Annotated in this window: 18 protein-coding genes; 7 read left to right on the forward strand and 11 right to left on the reverse strand. The window is 67.1% G+C overall.

The window, feature by feature from the left end; genetic code table 11:
- Window positions 1-29: 29 nt before the first annotated feature.
- Window positions 30-1,271: a deoxyguanosinetriphosphate triphosphohydrolase gene (locus ACQKLX_RS02540; RefSeq protein WP_427359188.1), complete on the reverse strand. Its 1,242-nt coding sequence runs from the start codon at window positions 1,269-1,271 to the stop codon at window positions 30-32.
- Between the two features lie 86 nt (window positions 1,272-1,357).
- On the opposite strand from ACQKLX_RS02540, the gene erpA reads away from it, so the two are divergent.
- Window positions 1,358-1,708, forward strand: coding sequence for an iron-sulfur cluster insertion protein ErpA (gene erpA / locus ACQKLX_RS02545; protein WP_427359190.1), 351 nt, complete (start codon window positions 1,358-1,360; stop codon window positions 1,706-1,708).
- 11 nt (window positions 1,709-1,719) lie between these two features.
- Here the strand turns inward: erpA and ACQKLX_RS02550 are convergent, their stop codons facing one another.
- The 3 genes from ACQKLX_RS02550 to ACQKLX_RS02560 all read right to left on the reverse strand — a co-directional run bounded on the left by ACQKLX_RS02550 (window position 1,720) and on the right by ACQKLX_RS02560 (window position 4,368).
- A complete protein-coding gene (locus ACQKLX_RS02550; RefSeq protein ID WP_427359192.1) occupies window positions 1,720-2,766 on the reverse strand; it encodes an HD-GYP domain-containing protein in 1,047 nt (348 codons plus the stop codon).
- 94 nt (window positions 2,767-2,860) lie between these two features.
- Window positions 2,861-3,538: an HPP family protein gene (locus ACQKLX_RS02555; protein ID WP_427359194.1), complete on the reverse strand. Its 678-nt coding sequence runs from the start codon at window positions 3,536-3,538 to the stop codon at window positions 2,861-2,863.
- A gap of 218 nt (window positions 3,539-3,756) precedes the next feature.
- On the reverse strand, window positions 3,757-4,368 hold the full coding sequence (locus tag ACQKLX_RS02560; protein WP_427359196.1) for a cold-shock protein: 612 nt from the start codon (window positions 4,366-4,368) through the stop codon (window positions 3,757-3,759).
- Between the two features lie 190 nt (window positions 4,369-4,558).
- Between ACQKLX_RS02560 and ACQKLX_RS02565 the strand changes: the two genes are divergently transcribed.
- On the forward strand, window positions 4,559-5,677 hold the full coding sequence (locus ACQKLX_RS02565) for a mandelate racemase/muconate lactonizing enzyme family protein (protein WP_427359198.1): 1,119 nt from the start codon (window positions 4,559-4,561) through the stop codon (window positions 5,675-5,677).
- Window positions 5,678-5,688: 11 nt separating this feature from the next.
- Window positions 5,689-6,321 (forward strand): LysE family translocator, encoded by a 633-nt coding sequence (locus tag ACQKLX_RS02570; RefSeq protein ID WP_427359200.1) that lies wholly within the window; start codon window positions 5,689-5,691, stop codon window positions 6,319-6,321.
- On the opposite strand, the gene ACQKLX_RS02575 is transcribed toward ACQKLX_RS02570, so the two are convergent.
- Window positions 6,322-7,077 (reverse strand): SIR2 family NAD-dependent protein deacylase, encoded by a 756-nt coding sequence (locus tag ACQKLX_RS02575; protein WP_326872100.1) that lies wholly within the window; start codon window positions 7,075-7,077, stop codon window positions 6,322-6,324.
- Window positions 7,078-7,349: 272 nt separating this feature from the next.
- On the opposite strand from ACQKLX_RS02575, the gene ACQKLX_RS02580 reads away from it, so the two are divergent.
- The gene (locus ACQKLX_RS02580) at window positions 7,350-8,537 is read left to right on the forward strand and encodes an aminotransferase (RefSeq protein WP_427359203.1); all 1,188 of its coding nucleotides are present in this window, start codon (window positions 7,350-7,352) and stop codon (window positions 8,535-8,537) included.
- A gap of 14 nt (window positions 8,538-8,551) precedes the next feature.
- Window positions 8,552-8,980 carry a lysozyme inhibitor LprI family protein gene (locus tag ACQKLX_RS02585; RefSeq protein WP_427359205.1) on the forward strand — a complete coding sequence of 143 codons (429 nt, stop codon included), beginning with the start codon at window positions 8,552-8,554 and terminating at the stop codon, window positions 8,978-8,980.
- 22 nt (window positions 8,981-9,002) lie between these two features.
- Here the strand turns inward: ACQKLX_RS02585 and ACQKLX_RS02590 are convergent, their stop codons facing one another.
- Window positions 9,003-10,205, reverse strand: coding sequence for an ABC transporter substrate-binding protein (locus ACQKLX_RS02590; RefSeq protein ID WP_427359207.1), 1,203 nt, complete (start codon window positions 10,203-10,205; stop codon window positions 9,003-9,005).
- A 47-nt stretch (window positions 10,206-10,252) separates the two neighbouring features.
- On the reverse strand, window positions 10,253-11,185 hold the full coding sequence (locus ACQKLX_RS02595) for an alpha/beta fold hydrolase (protein ID WP_427359209.1): 933 nt from the start codon (window positions 11,183-11,185) through the stop codon (window positions 10,253-10,255).
- A gap of 87 nt (window positions 11,186-11,272) precedes the next feature.
- On the opposite strand from ACQKLX_RS02595, the gene ACQKLX_RS02600 reads away from it, so the two are divergent.
- Window positions 11,273-11,782 (forward strand): MarR family winged helix-turn-helix transcriptional regulator, encoded by a 510-nt coding sequence (locus ACQKLX_RS02600; RefSeq protein WP_427359211.1) that lies wholly within the window; start codon window positions 11,273-11,275, stop codon window positions 11,780-11,782.
- Between the two features lie 12 nt (window positions 11,783-11,794).
- On the opposite strand, the gene ACQKLX_RS02605 is transcribed toward ACQKLX_RS02600, so the two are convergent.
- A complete protein-coding gene (locus tag ACQKLX_RS02605) occupies window positions 11,795-12,187 on the reverse strand; it encodes a hypothetical protein (RefSeq protein ID WP_427359213.1) in 393 nt (130 codons plus the stop codon).
- 162 nt (window positions 12,188-12,349) lie between these two features.
- On the opposite strand from ACQKLX_RS02605, the gene ACQKLX_RS02610 reads away from it, so the two are divergent.
- Entirely contained in the window at window positions 12,350-13,324 is a 975-nt protein-coding gene (locus ACQKLX_RS02610) for a VOC family protein (protein WP_427359215.1), read from the forward strand.
- Between the two features lie 131 nt (window positions 13,325-13,455).
- On the opposite strand, the gene ACQKLX_RS02615 is transcribed toward ACQKLX_RS02610, so the two are convergent.
- The 3 genes from ACQKLX_RS02615 to ACQKLX_RS02625 form a co-directional block, all read right to left on the reverse strand.
- Window positions 13,456-14,985, reverse strand: a complete 1,530-nt coding sequence (locus tag ACQKLX_RS02615) for a UxaA family hydrolase (protein WP_427359217.1) — start codon at window positions 14,983-14,985, stop codon at window positions 13,456-13,458.
- A gap of 116 nt (window positions 14,986-15,101) precedes the next feature.
- Window positions 15,102-16,457, reverse strand: a complete 1,356-nt coding sequence (locus ACQKLX_RS02620) for a cytochrome c peroxidase (protein ID WP_427359219.1) — start codon at window positions 16,455-16,457, stop codon at window positions 15,102-15,104.
- Window positions 16,458-16,468: 11 nt separating this feature from the next.
- Entirely contained in the window at window positions 16,469-17,338 is an 870-nt protein-coding gene (locus ACQKLX_RS02625; protein WP_427359221.1) for a hypothetical protein, read from the reverse strand.
- Window positions 17,339-17,410: the final 72 nt, after the last annotated feature.

A 17,410-nucleotide genomic window follows, 5' to 3' on the forward strand; every position in this document is an offset into this window, starting at 1 on the left:
TCTTTCGGATTTTCAGAAGCGGCCCGGCCCTATCGCAGCGACGGGGTGGCGTCAAACAGGCGCCGGTGCTCGTCGAGCGCGTAGGAATCGGTCATGCCGGCGATATAGTCGGAAACCCGGCGCGCCAGACGCGCCTCGTCCAGCTCATCGCACCCGGCCGCCCACTCCGCCGGCATGGCCTGCGGCTGCGCCGTGAAACGCACGAACAGGTCGCGGACGACATCTGCCGCCTCCTTTCGGATCACGCCGATGCGCGGATGCCGGTACATGTTCGGATAGAGGAAGCCCTTGATCGCCTGGTCGGCCGCAACGATCGTCGGCGAAAAGGCGACGACCGGCGCCCCTGCCCGCCTGATCGCATCGGCATCGCCAGGGGCCAGCGCCACGATTCGCGCCTCGGATTCAGCGATCACGTCCTCGACGAAGCGGGTGATCACCCGGCGCACCAGTTCGTTGGTGGCGCGCGAGCGTTCAAGTCCGGGATGCAGGGCGTCGATCTCGTCGAGCAGCTCGCCCAGAAACGGCACCGCGCGCAGTTCGGCGAGCTCGAACAACCCGGCCCGCAGGCCGTCGTCGATGTCGTGGGCATTGTAGGCGATGTCATCGGCGAGCGCGGCGACCTGCGCCTCGGCCGAGGCATGGCTACCGAGCCAGAGATCCTGCTTCTCCTGATATTCGAGGATCGCGACCGGGATGCCCGTCTTCGCATAGCGCTCGGTCGGCATGCCATCGGCACCCAGCAGCGGGCCGTTGTGCTTGACCAGCCCCTCCAGCGTCTCCCAGGTCAGGTTGAGTCCGTCGAAGCCGGCATAGCGCCGCTCCAGCCGGGTGACGATCCTGAGCGTCTGGGCATTGTGGTCGAAGCCGCCGAAGCCGGCCATGCATTCGTCGAGCGCATCCTCGCCGGTATGGCCAAACGGCGTGTGGCCGAAATCATGTGCCAGCGCCAGCGCCTCGGCGAGGTCCTCGTCGAGCCCGAGCGCTCGGGCGAGTGCACGCGCAATCTGCGCCACCTCGATCGTATGGGTCAGGCGGGTACGGAAATGGTCGCCCTCATGCGAGACGAAGACCTGGGTCTTGTGCTTCAGCCGGCGGAAGGCGGTGGAGTGAATGATGCGGTCGCGATCACGCTGGAACGGATTGCGCGTCGCCGAGCCGGGTTCCGCGACCAGCCGGCCGCGACTCGTCGCGGTCCGGCAGGCGTAGGGAGCGCGCCAGCGGTCGCCGGGCTCGCGGGCCACGGCGGAAGCGGTATCGTGTGCATGCGGCATGGCAGCCCCGTCAGGAGGCGCGGCTTGAAGCGATGCGCCTGCGCCATTACCTTTGCAATCGAGGCAGGAGCAAGGATGTTCTGCGCATGAGCACGGCAATCGAAGCCAATCCGCACACGATCTCGCTGACCGACAAGGCGGCGAACCGTATCGTCGCGGTGATGGCGAACGAGGCTCCAGGCGCGATGCTGCGTGTCAGCGTCGAGGGCGGCGGCTGCTCGGGATTCCAATACGTCTTCGACATCGATCGTGAAAAGGCGCCGGACGACCTCGTGATCGAGCGCGACGGCGCGACCGTCCTGATCGACGAGACCTCGGTTGAACTGCTCCAGGGCTCGACCATCGATTTCGTCGACGATCTCGTCGGCCAGTCCTTCAGGATCATCAATCCGAACGCCACCAGTTCCTGCGGCTGTGGGACGTCCTTCGCGCTCTAACGCAAGCCGCGTCAGCCCGGCAGCACCACGGCCCTGAAGGCGCGCAGCAGGTCGGCATCGAGCTTGGGGCCCATTGCGACCAACACGGCAAAAGCCTCATCGGGCGCCATCGGCGCCTTGTAGGAGCGCCGCTCGATCAGCGCCGCATAGATGTCGCAGATCGTGATCATCCGGACGATATCCGGGATCTCGTTCGCCTTCAGCCCCTGCGGATAGCCAGAACCGTCGAGATATTCGTGATGGCTGCGCGCCGCCTCGACGACCTCGCGGGCGAAGGCGCCTTGCCGCAGCAGCATCTCGTAGCCGGTCTGCGGGTGCTCACGGAGGATCTCGAACTCTTCCACCGTCAGCTTGCCGGATTTGTGCAGGATAGCGAGCGGCACCCGCGCCTTGCCGATGTCGTGCAACACGGCCGCGCTGGTGACCAGCTTGCGGGCGCTTTCCGGAAAGCCGAGCGCATGGGCGAAGGCGGCGGCGAGGCCTGCAACCAGCAGGCAATGCTGATAGGTCGCATCGTCATGGTTCCAAACCATGTCGAGCCAGGCGCCGAGATCGCGATCGTCAGCCGCGCGGTTGATCGCCTCGACGCTGCCCTCGACTGCCGTCACCGGCAAGGGACCGCCCTCGGAGGCGGCCGTGAGCAGGTCGGCCACAGCGGCGGAGGCGGCCATGAACTGGCGCTGCATCGGCCTCATCCCGCCCGGATCAAGGATGCGGCCGATCTCGTCGAGCAGGGCCTTTGTCGGAAGGTCGGCCGGCAGGATTGCGCTGGCGCCGATCGCGTTCGCCTGGGTGGCCAAGCGCGCTGACCGGTCACGCAGCAGGCAGAGCAAGGGCATGCCCTTGCGCCTGTGCTCCGCCAGCCGGTCGCGCACTGCCTCCACCGCGCCGCGGTTCGACAGGTCGACATCGCTGACGAGCAGCCGGCTCGGCGCCTGCCCGCCCTTCATCGGGCGGTGCAGGTCGACGACGTCGCAAGGGCCCCATAGCGACAGGAGCCGCTCGAGCTTCACGCTCTGCTCGGGACGATCGGTGATCAGCAGCACGGCAATCGGCATGTCCTCATAACGAGGCCACCCTAGCCACGGGTCCTTCAGGTCGGGTGAAATCTATTCGTTCAAATTCGCCGTTTCGGTTCAGAAACGGCTGAGGTCATGAACTGCGGGCCTGCCGGCGCATCGCACTCGCCTCGGCATATTGCAGCAGCCGGTCGAGATCCTCGCGGGCGATGTCGAAGGAATCGCCCATCTGCGCCAGCGCCTCGTCGATATCGGGCGCGCTGAACATCGCCGGCAGCGCAGCTTGCGGGATGACGGTGCCGGCCTGCGGCGGCCGATGCGGATAGCTGCGCCGCGTCAGGGCGTGGAAGGCGACACCGAGCGCGACCAGCGACAGCGAGCACAGCCCGATCGGCACGAAGGGGAACATCAGCCCCCATTTCGTCACGGCCGGGCCACCGAGCACGGCCGTGAGCGCGACCGCCCCACCAGGCGGATGCAGCGAACGCGTCAGCGACATGGTCGCGATGGCGAGCGCCACGGCCAGCGCCGCGGCGATGGTCAGGTCCGGCACGGCCCAACCGACAGCAAATCCGACCAGGGCCGAGATGACATTGCCGCCGATCACCGGCCAGGGCTGCGCCAGCGGGCTCGCCGGAACCACGAAGACCAGCACAGCCGAAGCACCGATCGGCGCGACGACCAGCGGCGAATTCGTCGGGAAGACATATCCGGCCGCAGCGGTGAGCGCGATCGCGGCAAAGACGCCGGCACAAGCGGCAGCGCGCTCGGTCAGCGTCGCGCCCGCAAGGATCGGATGGAACAGCTTCACGGCCGGCTCTCCGGAGCCCGTCCCGCCAGCCGTTCGGCTGGGCGAAGCGTGCTCGCTTATCAGTATCGGATCGCCTCTATAATGTGCATTACGCACAATTCAACGGCAAAATTGTCAATTCACGCCACTTCACGTGAATTGCCTGAGCCATTCTCCGCAACCAGCCATGACACAATAAAAAAGGCGCCCGAGGGCGCCCTTTCGAAGAACATTATTCTTCAGTGCGAACTCGGAGGCCCGCCCTGTTCCAGCCGGACTTCGGCCGCCATCAGCCCTTTCGGTCCAGGCCCATAGCGTACCAGCACGGTCTGCCCCGGGATCAGCTCGACGATGCCATAGCGACGCAGCGTCTCCATATGGACGAAGATGTCGGGCGCGCCCTCGCCGGCAGAGACGAAGCCGAAGCCACGCAGCCGGTTGAACCACTTCACCACCATGCGCTCGAGCCCGCTGGTCGGCGTGACCGTCGCATTGGTACGCGGCATCGGCATCTCGGCCGGGTGGCGGGCAGCGGAGGTGTCAATCGAGAGCACGCGGACGGCCTGGCGGCCGCGGGCCTTGGCGACCGCCTCAAGCACGATGCGCGCGCCTTCGGCAATGGCGTGGAACCCGTCGCGCTTCAGGGTCGTGACGTGGACGAGGACGTCACTGCCGCCATCCTGCGGCACGACGAAGCCGTAGCCCTTGCTCACGTCGAACCATTTGACGTGACCGGTGATCTCGACCACCTGCTCGGCAATCGTCTCAGGCCCGTCCAATCGCACGATCCGGTTGAGCGATTGCAGCGGACCGACCGGTGGCCTGCCTCCGTCGCCGTATTCGTCGGACATGTCCCGCTCATCTCCGCCGCGAAACGTGATTCGTGACGTCACGATAGCACCCAGGCGGAGTCGGGAAACAGCCGCATCCGGCTCATCCACATCATCCAGCATGCGCAGAGCGCGTTAAGGCCGATAAAAGCTGCGCCTTGTCGCTCCCGCGCATCAGGCCGATGATCCGCCCAAGAGTCGGAGGCCAGCCATGCGCATTACCCGTATCGAGCCGTTCATCCTCCATATCCCGGTCACCGGCGGTTCGATCGCCGACTCGACTCATCGGATCAGCCATTGGGGCGTGGTCGGCACGAAGATAGTCTCCGAAGACGGTCTGACCGGTTACGGCTTCACCGGCACCCATGCCGATCTGCCTTCCGACCGGCTGATCACCGCCTGCATTCGCGACTGCTATGCGCCGTTGCTCGCCGGCGAGGACGCCTCCGAGCATTCGCGGCTCTGGCTGAAGCTTGCCCGCCACCCCGCTTTGCAATGGGTCGGCCGCGCCGGCATCACCCAGCTGGCGCTCGCGGCCGTAGACGTCGCCCTCTGGGACCTCAAGGCCAAGAAGGCGGGCGTGCCGCTCTGGCATCTGCTCGGCGGCGCCAGCAAGCTGAAGCTCGAAGCCTATAACACCGATATCGGCTGGCTCTCGATCCCGAAGGACGAGCTGGTCGAGGGCGCGCGCATGGCGGTCGAGCGCGACGGCTTCCACCGCATCAAGATCAAGGTCGGCCATGCCGATCCGATGACCGATATCGGCCGGCTCGAAGCGGTCCGCCGCGCCATCGGCGACCATGTCAGCATGGCGATCGACGGCAACGGCAAATGGGACCTGCCGACCTGCAAGCGCTTCTGTGCCCGCGCCGAAGCACTGGACCTGTTCTGGTTCGAGGAGCCGCTCTGGTACGACGATATCGGCTCGCATGCCGAGCTCGCCCGCTCGACCTCGATCCCGGTCGCGCTCGGCGAGCAGCTCTATACGGTCGACGCCTTCCGCGCCTTCGTGCAGGCCGGCGCGATCCACTATGTCCAGCCCGACGTCACCCGCCTCGGTGGTATCACCGAATACATCCAGGTGGCGGAGCTGGCGCTCGCCCATCGCCTCCCGGTCGCGCCCCATGCCGGCGAGATGAGCCAGGTCCACGTCCATCTCGGCTACTGGCACCCCGCAACGCCGATCCTCGAATACATCCCCTGGATCAAGGACGCCTTCGCGGAACCGGCCACTGTCGCCGATGGCTGTTTTCGCAGGCCGGAACAGCCCGGCGCCGGCACCACGCCGACCAGGGACGCCTTCGAACGCTTCGCCAAGCCGCTGGCCTGAAGGACACCGCCATGCTCGACGTCACCACGCTCGCTCTGTTCACCGCCGCCTGCGCCGTGCTGACCGCGACACCCGGCCCGGACATGCTGCTGATCGCCTCGCGCAGCATGAGCCAAGGCCGCGTCGCCGGCTTCATGACCTATGCCGGCATCGCGACCGGCAGCTATCTCCAGGCGCTCGCCGCCGCCTATGGCCTGTCGCAGCTCTTCCTGCTCGTCCCCGCCGCCTATGATGCCTTGCGCTGGGCCGGCGCCGCCTATCTGGCCTGGCTCGCCTGGAAGACCCTGCGATCGCCCGCGACGCTCTTTGCGCCGACGGCGGATGCCGCGCGCTTCCCGCTGCGCCAGATCTTCCTGCAGGGCCTGCTGACCAACCTGCTCAATCCGAAGATGGCACTGTTCATGCTGGCGCTGCTGCCGCAGTTCCTGAAGCCCGAGGCCGGCTCGCTGCTGCTCCAGGTCGTGGTGCTGGCCTCGATCCTCAATGTCATGGGGCTGGTCGCCAACGGCATCGTCATCCTGACGGCGAGCCGCCTCGGCCGCGCCATCGCCAATCGCCCGCATCTGGCCCTCTGGCCCCAGCGCATCCTCGGCGTCGTCTTCGGCGGGCTGGCTGTGCGACTGGCCCTCGCCTCGCGCGACTGATCAATTCGCCAATCGCGCCAATGCCGGGCCGATCTCGCTGCGCACGACGAGATCGGCGATCGCATCGAGATCGGTCGGCTCGCGGTTGAGGATGACCAGCTTGGCGCCGTTGCGCTTGGCGATCACCGGAAAGGTCGCGGCCGGGAAGACGACGAGCGAGGAGCCGGCGACCAGATAGAGATCGGCCGACATGGTCAGCTCATGTGCCCGCAGCATCGGCTGCTGCGGCATCTGCTGGCCGAAGGAGATCGTCGCCGTTTTCACCACGCCGGCGCACATCATGCAGGAAGCCGGCTCGCCGCTGACCTCGAACTGCGCCCGGATCGCCGCCAGCTCGTGCCGCCAGCCGCAAGTCAGGCAGGTGGCGTAGGTGCCATTGCCATGGAGCTCGATCACCATGTCCTCGGCGATGCCCGAGGCCTGGTGCAGGCCGTCGATGTTCTGGGTGATCACGCCGGGCGAGCGCCCTTCCGCCACCAAAGTCGCCAGCGCCCGGTGGCCGCGATTAGGCCTGGCATCGCGATAATGATCGTCCATCGCGAACTTACGCCGCCAGGCCTCGACCCGCGCCTCGCGGCTGGCGAGGAAGACATCGAACGGGATCGGCTTGTTGCTCATCCAGGGCGAGCCGGGCGTGCGGAAATCCGGCACGCCCGATTCGGTCGAGATCCCGGCCCCGGTGAACGGCACGATCACCCGGGCGCGGTCGAGCATGGCGTGCAATTCCTCGATCGCGTCCTGGGTCTCGTCGTCCATCCGGTCAGCCTCGCCTTGTTCCGGTTCGAATATGGCGGTCGATGGGCTCGGGTCCAAGCCTGCTGCGAGTTCGGCCTAGCATGGCGGGCGCAAGCCCTCCCCCCTTGTGGGGGAGGGTTGGGAGGGGGTATCGCACCCGCAGTCCTTGCGGAGCCAAGCTCGACCTTTGTCGAGGGTGGCACACCCCCCTCTCTAGCTCTCCCCCACAAGGGGGGAGAGAACAGGTTGCGCAAGCCGTTGACGCCGCGAGAAGCGCGCCGCAAAGCTCAGCCATGACTGCGCCCTCTTCCGCCCCGCTCAATCCCGATCTCATCGACACCGCGACCCCGCCGATCCCCGAAGCCAAGGCCTGGGCCCGCGGCTATGCCGGCGGCGCCGGCCCGTTGATCGACCTGTCGCAGGCGGTACCGGGCTCGCCGCCGCCCGCAGCCCTGCTGGAACGCCTCGCCGAGGCCGCAGCCACGCCCGAGAGCACGCGCTATGGGCCGATCACCGGCGACGATATCCTGCGCGAGGCCTATGCCGCAGAGAGCAGCGCCTTCTATGGCGGCACGATCCGGCCGCAGGAGATCGCGATCACCGCCGGCTGCAACCAGGCCTATGTCACCGTGATGATGGCGCTCGCCCGCGCCGGCGACAATGTGCTGCTGCCGACGCCCTGGTATTTCAACCACGAGATGACGCTGAACATGCTCGGCGTCGAGCCGCGTCCGCTGCCTTGCGACCCGCAGCGCGGTTTCGTGCCGGATGCCGAAGCCGCCGAGGCGCTGATCGACGCGCGCACCCGCGCCATCGTGCTGGTGACGCCGAACAACCCGACCGGCGCGGTCTATCCGCCCGCGACCATCGCCGCCTTCGCCGAACTTTGCCGCAAGCGCAAGATCTGGCTGGTGCTCGACGAGACCTATCGCGACTTCCTGCCCGAAGGGCTGGACAGCCCGCATGAGCTCTTCGCCGCAAGCGATTGGCAGGATTCGCTGATCGGCCTCTACAGCTTCTCCAAGGCCTATGCCGTGCCTGGCTGGCGCCTCGGCGCGATCACCGCTGGCGAGGCGGCGCTCGCGCAGATCGGCAAGGTGCTCGACTGCGTCCAGATCAGCCCGGTCCGCGCCGGCCAGAGTGCCGTCGCCTGGGGCATCGACGGCATCCGCGTCTGGCGCGAGGGCAACCGCGCCGAGATGAATTCCCGCGCCGCGCTCTTCCGCCAGGCGATCGCGCCACTCAACGGCTGGAACGTCCTCGCCGCCGGCGCCTACTTCGCTTATGTCGCCCACCCCTTCGAGGGCGTGCCGGCGGCGGAGGTCGTCCGCCGGCTGGTGCAGGAACGCGGCGTGCTGGCCCTGCCCGGCCCCTATTTCGGCCCCGGCCAGGAGCAGCATTTGCGCATCGCCATCGCCAATGTCGCGGCCGAGCGCATCGCGGCGCTCAGCGAGCGGCTGAAGGGTTTTGCTCTGACATGATCGAGAGGCGCGATATGGCGAAACCTTGTTTCACCGCAGCCTTCCGGACCTTGATGCTCGCGAGCACCCTCGCCGCGATGCCAGCGCTAACTCGCGCCGAGGAGCCCAAGCAGGAGGAATCCTATTCGGCCGCCTACAAGACCTGCATGGACAAGTCCGGTGGCGTGACGGCGGACATGCTGGACTGCGGGAACGCCGAATATGACAAGCTCGACGCCGCCCTGAACGCCGCCTATCGGGAAGCATCCAAGGAACTCTCACCGGAGCAGCGCAGCCTCCTGCGCGACACTCAGCGCAGCTGGCTCGCCTATCGCGATTCGAGCTGCTCTTTCATGAGCCGGCTCGGCGATCGTGGCACCATGGCCTCGCTCACCGACCAGAGCTGCCTGATGAGCGTCACCGCAGAACGCACGCGCTGGCTGAAGAGCCTGATGCCGCTCTGACCGGCTCAGGCGGGCCGGCGCGTTACCCCTTCGCTGCCGGGCACTTGCTCTCGCTCAGCGGCCAGACCGTCTCCTCCGGCGCGATCTTGCGCACGATCTCGAAATAATCCCACGGCCCCTTCGAATCCGCCGGCTTCTTGACGCGGGCGAGATACATCTCGCGCAGCACCCGCCCATCGGCCCTGATCTGGGCGTCCTTGGTGAAGGCGTCGTTGATCGGCATGGCGCGCATTGCGGCCGCGACCTTGTCGGGATTGTCGGTGCCGGCCTCTTTGATCGCCTTGAGATAGTGCAAGACCGAGCCATAGACGCCGGCATGGAGCATGGACGGCATCATCCCTGCCTTCTCCAGGAACTGCTTCGACCAGGCACGCGAGGGCTCGTCGAGATCCCAATAGGAGGCGGTGGTGAGATAGGTGCCCTGCGTCGCCTTGAGGCCGAGACTGTGCACGTCCTGCAGGAAGAAGATCAGCGCCGCGAGATTCTGGCCCTGCTCCGCCAGCCCGAATTCGCCGGCCTGCTTGATCGCGTTGACGGTGTCGTTGCCGGCATTGGCGATGCCGATCACCTTGGCGCCGGAAGCCTGCGCCCGCAGCAGGAAGGAGGAGAAATCGGCATTGTTCAGGGGATGGCGCACCGCGCCGACGACCTTGCCGCCATTGGCCTCGACCACATCGGTTGCGTCCTTCTGGAGCTGATGGCCGAAGGCATAGTCGGAGGCCAGCATGAACCAGGATGTGCCGCCGGCCTTGACCACCGCCGAGGCGGTGCCGCGGGCGACGCCATAGGTGTCGTAGGTCCAGTGGAAGCCATAGGGCGAGCACTGCTCATTGGTCAGCGCCGTGGTGCCGGCGCCGGAATACATCACGATCCGCTTCTTCTCGCGGGCGAGCGATTGCAGCGCCAGCGCCACCGCAGAATTGGGCACATCGACGACGGCGTCGACCTTCTCGATATCGAACCATTGCCGGGCGATCGAGGTGCCGAGATCAGCCTTGTGCTGGTGGTCGGCCGCAACGATCTGGATCGGCTTGCCGAGCACACTGGCGCCAAACTCCTTCACCGCCAGCTCGGCTGCGATCACCGAGCCCTTGCCGCCGATATCGGCGGTGACACCGGCCATGTCGGTGAGCACACCGATCTTGACGACATCGTCGCTAACCTGGGCCAGCGCCGGCATAGTGGCGAGCGCCATCAGGGCGCCGCCTGCGAGAAGCGACCGCATAAACTTCCTCCCGAGCTAATCGTCCGGCAGTGCCGCCGGTTCGAGCTTCAAAGACCCTTTGCCTCCAGCCAGGCGACGATCAGGGTCGCGATCTCGTCGCTGTTGTCCTCGCACATCGGCATATGGCCGTTGCCCGCAATGCCGCGCTCCGGCAGCCAGACGAACTCGGCGCCGAGATAGCGGGCCGTCGCCTCGTCGACCGCGCGCGGATGGCGCGGATCGCTGTCGCCGGTGACGATCAGGATCGGCAGCTTGGCGAGGTTCGCCGGATCGGCGATGCGCAAACCCTTGCCGCCGATGTTGAAGCGCTCGTTCATCAGCCGGGCGCTCTCAGGCACGATCGAGCGCCGATAGGCCTCGAAGGCCTGCTGCGGGAAGCGCCCGGAATTGGCCCAATAGGCCCGCATGAACTCGGGCGGGATGAAGAGCGGCTTGTCTTCCTCGACCCGAACCGGGCAGCCCAGGCTCTCATCGTCCTTCAGCTTGGCGACTGCCTTGGCGTCGTCGGGCAGCACCGGCAGGAGGTTAGCTGGCCCGCCGGGCGCGATGCCGACGATGGCGGCGACCGCCTGCGGGCTCTGCTCGGCGATCCACCAGGCCATCGGCCCGCTGGCCGAATGCACCAGCAGCACCGCCGGCCCGATCTCCTCAAGCAGGCGCTGCAGGCTGGTCGCGATCTCGACGCTCGACAGCGTGGCGAAATCCGGCCGCATCGGCGAGCGGCCATGGCCCGGCCAGTCCGGCACGAAGACCTCGCGGCCGGAAGCTGCGAAAGCCGCCGCCCAGCCCGGCCGCCCGTCTGGAGTCGTGAGATAGCAGGCGCCGGTATGGCCGCCACCATGGACGAGAACGATCGGCAGACGCCCCGCCTCGGCCGCCCCGAGCCGATCGACATAGATCGGATGGGCGTCCGTGCCCGAATAGAAGCACTCAGGCGCGCGCGAAAGCGCCTGCCGCCTTGTGGCACCAGCCTGGTCCATCGCCTCCTCCCGGCACGGCAAAACCGTGCCATTCCTTAGCGAGGATGCTAGGACCGGCTCATGGCGCGCGCAACAAAAAAGTCTAATGTGAGACTAATTCCGCAAGACGAGAGCGGCGAGCTCGACGCCGGGCAGCGGCGCGCCATCCTCGACGGCACCGCGATCCCGACGGCCTACAAGATCGGCTACATCCTGAACTTCTATCGCGAGCCGTCCTTCCGGGCGATCGAGATGGAGTTCGGGCTGACCCGGCCGGAGATCGTCATCCTGATCTTCCTGACCGTGCGCGACGGCGCCACCGCCAGCGAATTCTGCGAGTTCTCCGGCCATCTCAAGGCCAGCGTCAGCCGCGCCGTGATCCTGCTCGAGAAGAAAAAGCTGATCCGGCGCGAGCCCGACAAGGCCGACAGCCGCCGCCAGCTCCTCTTCCTGACGCCGGACGGCCGCGCCCTCTACGAGCGCTACATCCCGGCGCTCAAGGCCCGGGAAGCGGCGATGCTCGATTGCCTCTCCGGCGAGGAACGGACCCAGCTCGGGCGGCTGCTCGACAAGCTCGCCGCCCATGTCCCGCAATGGGGCTTCGCCTCCGAGCTGTGAGGCCCGGATGCGTCAGCGCAGCAGCGCCGCGTAGCGCTCGCGATAGGCGAAGGCCAGCAGCGCACCACAGACCGCGACGATCGCCGCGACCGGAATGCCTTGCGGATTGAGCTCGGCATGGAACAGTACGATCACCGTCATCACCGGCGCGATCAAGGCGAGGCCGAGTGCCGGCGCCAAGTTGAACAGCAGCAGCAGACCGCCGACGAGGTTCACGCTCTTCAGGAGCGGCAGGAAGAACTTCGCCTCCTGCAACGAGGTTTCCCAGGCGCGGCCCTGCTCCGTCACCGGCGGGTGGATCAGGTGCGTGCCAGTCGCGAGGAACCAGAAGCCGTCGGCCGCGCTGACGACGAAGAGCAGGCCGAGGGCGATACGGGGCAAGGTGACCATCAGAAAGTTACGCATTATCCGTTTTCTTATCCGTTGAAGCACCGGACGAAAGCCGGCGCGGCTGCATTGCGACCGCCTGAGCGGGTTTTGCCCCTCGCGCGCTTGTGACATGCATCCCACCGCGAAGAATGCTCTGCACGGCCGCAGCGGCAATGCGCCGCGACGGAACGCGTGACGATGACGATTGCATTGACGAGGCGGACCCTGTTGCGGCTCGCCGGCACCAGTTCGCTCGCCATGGCGGCCGCCGCAGCCGCGCAGGCGGAGGGACCGGGGCCAGCCAGCCCTGGCTCGGGATCTAGCTTTGCCGGCAGCACGCCGATCCGCTGCGGCGCGATCGGCCTGCGCGTACGCGATCTCGACAGGATGAGCCGCTACTACCAGTCCGTGCTCGGCCTCGGCGTCATCTCGGCCAGTGCCGACGGCGTCATCCTCGGCGCCGGTGGCGTGCCACTGGTCTGGATGGAACCGCAGCCGCAGGCTGCTTTCGAGTCGCGCAATGCCGCCGGCCTGTTCCACGCCGCTTTCCTGATGCCGTCCCGGCACGATCTTGCCCGCTGGCTCGTCCATGTCGCGCGCAACCAGACGCCGCTCACCGGTTTCGCCGACCACAGCGTCAGCGAAGCGGTCTATCTCGACGATCCCGAGGGCAACGGCATCGAGGTCTATGCCGACCGCGATCCGCGGCTCTGGCGCTGGGAAGGCGAGCGCGTCGTCATGGGCACGCACCGGCTCGACGTCGACGGCATCCTCGCTCTGACCGATACCAGCCGCAGCGACTATCGCGAGGCTCCCGCCGGGCTTCGCATCGGCCATATGCATCTGCGCGTCGGCGACATCGCGCAGTCCGAGAGCTTCTACCGCGACGCGATCGGCCTCGATTCGACCTCGCGTCGGGACAAGGCGAGCTTCCTCTCGTCAGGCCGCTACCATCACCATGTCGCGCTCAACACCTGGAACAGCGCCGGCGCCGGGCCGCGCGACCGGGCCCAGACCGGCCTCGACTGGTTCTCGCTGGAGGTCGCCGATCCGGCGCTGCTGGCAGCGCAACGCGAACGCATGACCCGCGCCGGCTATGCGCCGACGACAGTATCGCGCGGCTTCGAGAGCACCGATCCCTGGGGCACGCGGCTCAGGCTGGTGAGCGTATAGTCCGAACCGTCATGCTCGCCCCTGTGGCGAGCATCCACGTCTCGAACTCAGGTCTTGACCAACGAAGACGTGGATGGTCGGGACAAGCCCGACCATGACGACAGAGGGCTCAGTCGCCGCCGAGGCCCGCCTCACATCGTCGCGCCGATCTGCCAGGGCACGAACTCGGCGTCGCCATAGCCGAGCTGCTCGGACTTCGAGCGCTCGCCCGAGGCGATCTTCAGCAGCGTATTGAAGATCTCGCGCCCCTTCTCTTCCAGGCTCACGCCGTCAAGCACGTCGCCGCAATTGATGTCCATGTCGTCGATCATCTTCTCGTAGATCGGCGTGTTGGTGGCGAGCTTCACCGAGGGTGTCGGCTTGCAGCCATAGGCCGAGCCGCGGCCGGTGGTGAAGGCGAGGATGTTGGCGCCGCCCGCGACCTGGCCGGTCGCCGCAACCGGATCGTAGCCGGGCGTGTCCATGTAGACGAAGCCCTTGTCGCGCACCGGCTCGGCATAGTGGTAGACTGCCGACAACGTCTTGGTGCCACCCTTGGCGGCGGCGCCGAGCGATTTCTCCAGGATGGTGGTCAGCCCGCCCGCCTTGTTCCCCGGCGAGGGGTTGTTGTTCATGCTCATCCGGGCGCGCTCGGTATAGTCCTCCCACCACTTGATGATGCCGACGAGCTTCTCGCCGACCTCGCGGGTGGCGGCGCGGCGGGTGAGCAGATGCTCGGCGCCGTAGATCTCCGGCGTCTCGGAAAGGATCGCGGTGCCGCCATGCTCGACCAGGATGTCGACGGCGGCGCCCAGCGCCGGATTGGCGGTGATGCCAGAGTAGCCATCGGAGCCGCCGCATTGCAGCGCCAACATCAGCTCGGACGCCGGCACCGTCTCGCGCGACACGCGATTGGCGATCGGCAGCATCGTCTTCAGCGCCTCGACGCCGGCCGCGACCGACTTCTTCGTGCCGCCGGTCTCCTGGATCGTCATGGTGCGGAAGATGTCGCTCTCCTCGACGCCATAGGCCTCCTTCATCCGCTTGATCTGGAAGCCCTCGCAACCGAGGCCGACGACCAGAACCGCCGCCATGTTCGGATTGCAGGCATAGCCCCAGGTGGTGCGCTTCAGCACCTCGAAGCTCTCGCCGTTGTAGTCGATGCCGCAGCCGGTGCCGTGGGTCAGCGCGATCACGCCGTCGACATTGGGATAGTCGGCGAGGATGCCGGAGCGCTTGACCTCTTCGGCCATGAAGCGCGCGGCCGAGGCCGAGCAGTTCACCGAGGTCAGGATGCCGACATAGTTGCGCGTGCCGGCGCGGCCGTCCTTGCGGCGGAAGCCCTGGAAGGTGGCCTGCTGCTCGACCGGCAGGATCAGCTCCTGCTTCGCCTCGGCGGCATAGGCATAGTCGCGCTCGAAGGCGTGGAAGCCGGTATTGTGCTCATGCACCCATTCCCCCGGCGGGATGTCGAGCGTGGCGAATCCGATGATCTGGCCGAACTTGCGGATCGGCTCGTCCTTGGCGATCCGGGTCAAGGCGATCTTGTGGCCGCGCGGAATACGCTTCAGCGCGGTGACCCCGGCAGCGCTGACGCCGATATCGATCGGATCGACGGCAACCGCGACATTGTCGGCGGCGTTGAGCTTGAGCGTGCGCGGCGGAACGACTTTGTCGAGCATGATGATACCTTGGGACCGGCGGCTCCCCCGCCTCCCCTAAGCAATGCGCCGATTGCGGCCTTTTTTCAATCGGTTGAAACTAGGAGCTGAGTTGCAGTCCGCGCGGGCGAATTTCGCTAGCGCTCGACCGAGACGTCGAGCCGCATCGCCGGGTGGATGCCGCAATAGAGCTCGTAGCGCCCCGGCCGCGCGAAGGGCAGTGTCACCGACTGGCCCGGCTCCTGCGCGCCGGAATTGAACTTCTGCGGCCCGGTATCGAGCCTGACATTGTGAGTGCGGACATCGTCGTTGACGATCGTCAGCCTCTGCCCGACATGCACGCGCACGGCCGAGGGCCGGAACAGCTTGTCCTTCTGCGAGATCACCGTGCCCTCGCGCGCAGCCGGCGCAGCCGCCGGTCCCGCCGCGACCAGGGGCGCCGGCACCGGCGGATTCTCGCTCGACAAGCTCGCTAGAAAGGCGAGCAGCGCCGCCCGCTCCGGCTCGGTCAACGTGACGCGCTTAAGATCGGGCGACAGGCTCGGGCGCCTGACGACGCCATGGTCATAGTGGTCGAGCACCGCATCGAGCGTCGCCAGCGAGCCATCATGCATATAGGGCGCGGTCCAGGCGAGCTCGCGCAGCGACGGCGTCTGGAAGGCATGATCGGCCGCCGGCAGGTCGATCACCTTGCCGCGCCCGAGATCGCTGCTGGCTAAACCGATATCGTGGAAAGCCCTATCAGTGAAGGCCCAGCCGGAATGGCAATTGCTGCAACCGGCCTTGCCGTTGAACAGCGCGAACCCTGCCTTCTCCTCGGCGTTCAGCGCCGCCTCGTTGCCATCGGCCCAGGCGTCGAAACGCGTTTTCGGCGAGACCAGGCTGCGGACATGGGTCGCGAGCGCGGCTGCGATCTGCTCCGAGCCGATCCGCGGATGCTCGGGGAACGCCTCGGCAAAGGCCTTGCGATAGGAGCGGTCGCGCGCGAGCTTGCTGGCGAGACGGGACAGGTTCTCGCCCATTTCGAGCGGGTCCTCGATCGGCCCGCGCACCTGCTCCTCGAGCGTCCGGGCCCGTCCGTCCCAGAAAAAGGCGGCGCCCCAGGCGAGGTTCCACAGATGCGGGGTGTGCCGGACGAGCGGCTTCCCAGCGACGCCGCGGCCGATCGGCACGCCATCCGTGAAACCAAGTGCCGGATCATGGCAGGTCGTGCAGGCGACCGCGCCGTTCAGCGACAAGGCGGGATCGGAAAACAGCCTTTTGCCAAGCGCGAGCTTCGCCGGCGTCGGCGGATTGGCTTCGGGAAACGGCACGCCGTCCGGCCGGCGATAGAGCGTTCGCAGGGCCGCCAGAGCGCCTTCGCCCGCTCCCGGTGCCGGCTCCTGCGCCTGCGAGCCGCCGATCAACGCTATCGCGGCCGCCAACATGCCGGCAAGGAACGCCTTGGGCAGCGATGGCGCCGGATTCACTTCGACCGGGCTGGCGGCGGCCAAGGCCTGTCGCCTCAGCGCAGGAAGTTCCCGGCCTGCAGCTCGACGCGGGCGATGTCGGAGAGGACGTCGCTGGCGTCCTTGACCGGCTTCTTCGGCGCGACGGCAGTCGGCCAGGCTTTCTTCAGCCCTGCGAACGCGCCGCGCACCTCCTTGAGCGCATCGGCGTTCTTCGCTTGCAGGTCAGCAGCGACGGCCTCGATCATCGCCTCGGCCTGCCAGACGAAGCCACGCGAGTCCTGGTATTCCACCGCCTTGGCGATGCGGCCCTTCTCGATCGCGTTGCCGTACTCGTCGGCAGCGACCTTCAGCGTCTCCAGCGCGGTCTCGACCGAGAAGCGCGGCCAGTTCTGCTCGGCCGCACGTAAGGCCACATCGGCCTCGGCGAGCCTCTCCTGCACCTGCTTGAGTGCGCCGTCATAGGCCTCCTTCTTCTTGGCCTTGACCGTCTGCACCAGCGCCTTCAGCGCCGCCTCGAAGGGGCGAACCTTATAGGTGGCCAGATCGCCCTTGATGCCGCCATAGATCTCCTCGGCCGGGTGCAGGAAATGCGGCAGAGCCTCGCCGAAACGGCCTGCGCGCACCAGTTCGTCGCCAACCAGAAGGTGGCCGCGGATCAGGGCGATGGAGCGCGCGAACTTCAGGTTCGGAGCGAGCGCTTCGGCCTTTCCGCCTTCGCCGCCCTCTCCGCCTTCACCACCTTGCCCCTTGGCAGGCTTGGCCGACGCGCCATGGCCGCCCGCCGCATGCTGCGCGAGCTGGATGCTATCGGTCTGGTGCAAGCCCGGCGCCGCGGCGACCTGGCCAAGATCGGCGCCGGCAAGACCGGCCCCCGCGACGACGACGGTACCGAGACCGAGCCAGAGTTTGCTGGTGGTCTTCATCGCGGCCTCCTGTCATCGGGTCGGTTCGACCTGGCCCGTCAAATGGCCTTCCAATCCTCGCAGCGGCATGAG

The organism is Allobosea sp. NPDC003192 (assembly GCF_050275675.1).
Taxonomy (GTDB): Bacteria; Pseudomonadota; Alphaproteobacteria; order Rhizobiales; family Beijerinckiaceae; genus Allobosea.

Excerpts from the sequence above, each read along its gene's own strand:
- ACQKLX_RS02605 (WP_427359213.1), bottom strand. The coding sequence starts at position 12,187 with ATGCGTAACTTTCTGATGGTCACCTTGCCCCGTATCGCCCTCGGCCTG.
- ACQKLX_RS02580 (WP_427359203.1), top strand. The coding sequence starts at position 7,350 with ATGACTGCGCCCTCTTCCGCCCCGCTCAATCCCGATCTCATCGACACC.
- ACQKLX_RS02565 (WP_427359198.1), top strand. The coding sequence starts at position 4,559 with ATGCGCATTACCCGTATCGAGCCGTTCATCCTCCATATCCCGGTCACC.
- ACQKLX_RS02560 (WP_427359196.1), bottom strand. The coding sequence starts at position 4,368 with ATGTCCGACGAATACGGCGACGGAGGCAGGCCACCGGTCGGTCCGCTG.
- ACQKLX_RS02595 (WP_427359209.1), bottom strand. The coding sequence starts at position 11,185 with ATGGACCAGGCTGGTGCCACAAGGCGGCAGGCGCTTTCGCGCGCGCCT.
- ACQKLX_RS02570 (WP_427359200.1), top strand. The coding sequence starts at position 5,689 with ATGCTCGACGTCACCACGCTCGCTCTGTTCACCGCCGCCTGCGCCGTG.
- ACQKLX_RS02625 (WP_427359221.1), bottom strand. The coding sequence starts at position 17,338 with ATGAAGACCACCAGCAAACTCTGGCTCGGTCTCGGTACCGTCGTCGTC.
- erpA (WP_427359190.1), top strand. The coding sequence starts at position 1,358 with ATGAGCACGGCAATCGAAGCCAATCCGCACACGATCTCGCTGACCGAC.
- ACQKLX_RS02615 (WP_427359217.1), bottom strand. The coding sequence starts at position 14,985 with ATGCTCGACAAAGTCGTTCCGCCGCGCACGCTCAAGCTCAACGCCGCC.
- ACQKLX_RS02540 (WP_427359188.1), bottom strand. The coding sequence starts at position 1,271 with ATGCCGCATGCACACGATACCGCTTCCGCCGTGGCCCGCGAGCCCGGC.
- ACQKLX_RS02590 (WP_427359207.1), bottom strand. The coding sequence starts at position 10,205 with ATGCGGTCGCTTCTCGCAGGCGGCGCCCTGATGGCGCTCGCCACTATG.
- ACQKLX_RS02610 (WP_427359215.1), top strand. The coding sequence starts at position 12,350 with ATGACGATTGCATTGACGAGGCGGACCCTGTTGCGGCTCGCCGGCACC.
- ACQKLX_RS02550 (WP_427359192.1), bottom strand. The coding sequence starts at position 2,766 with ATGCCGATTGCCGTGCTGCTGATCACCGATCGTCCCGAGCAGAGCGTG.
- ACQKLX_RS02585 (WP_427359205.1), top strand. The coding sequence starts at position 8,552 with ATGGCGAAACCTTGTTTCACCGCAGCCTTCCGGACCTTGATGCTCGCG.
- ACQKLX_RS02575 (WP_326872100.1), bottom strand. The coding sequence starts at position 7,077 with ATGGACGACGAGACCCAGGACGCGATCGAGGAATTGCACGCCATGCTC.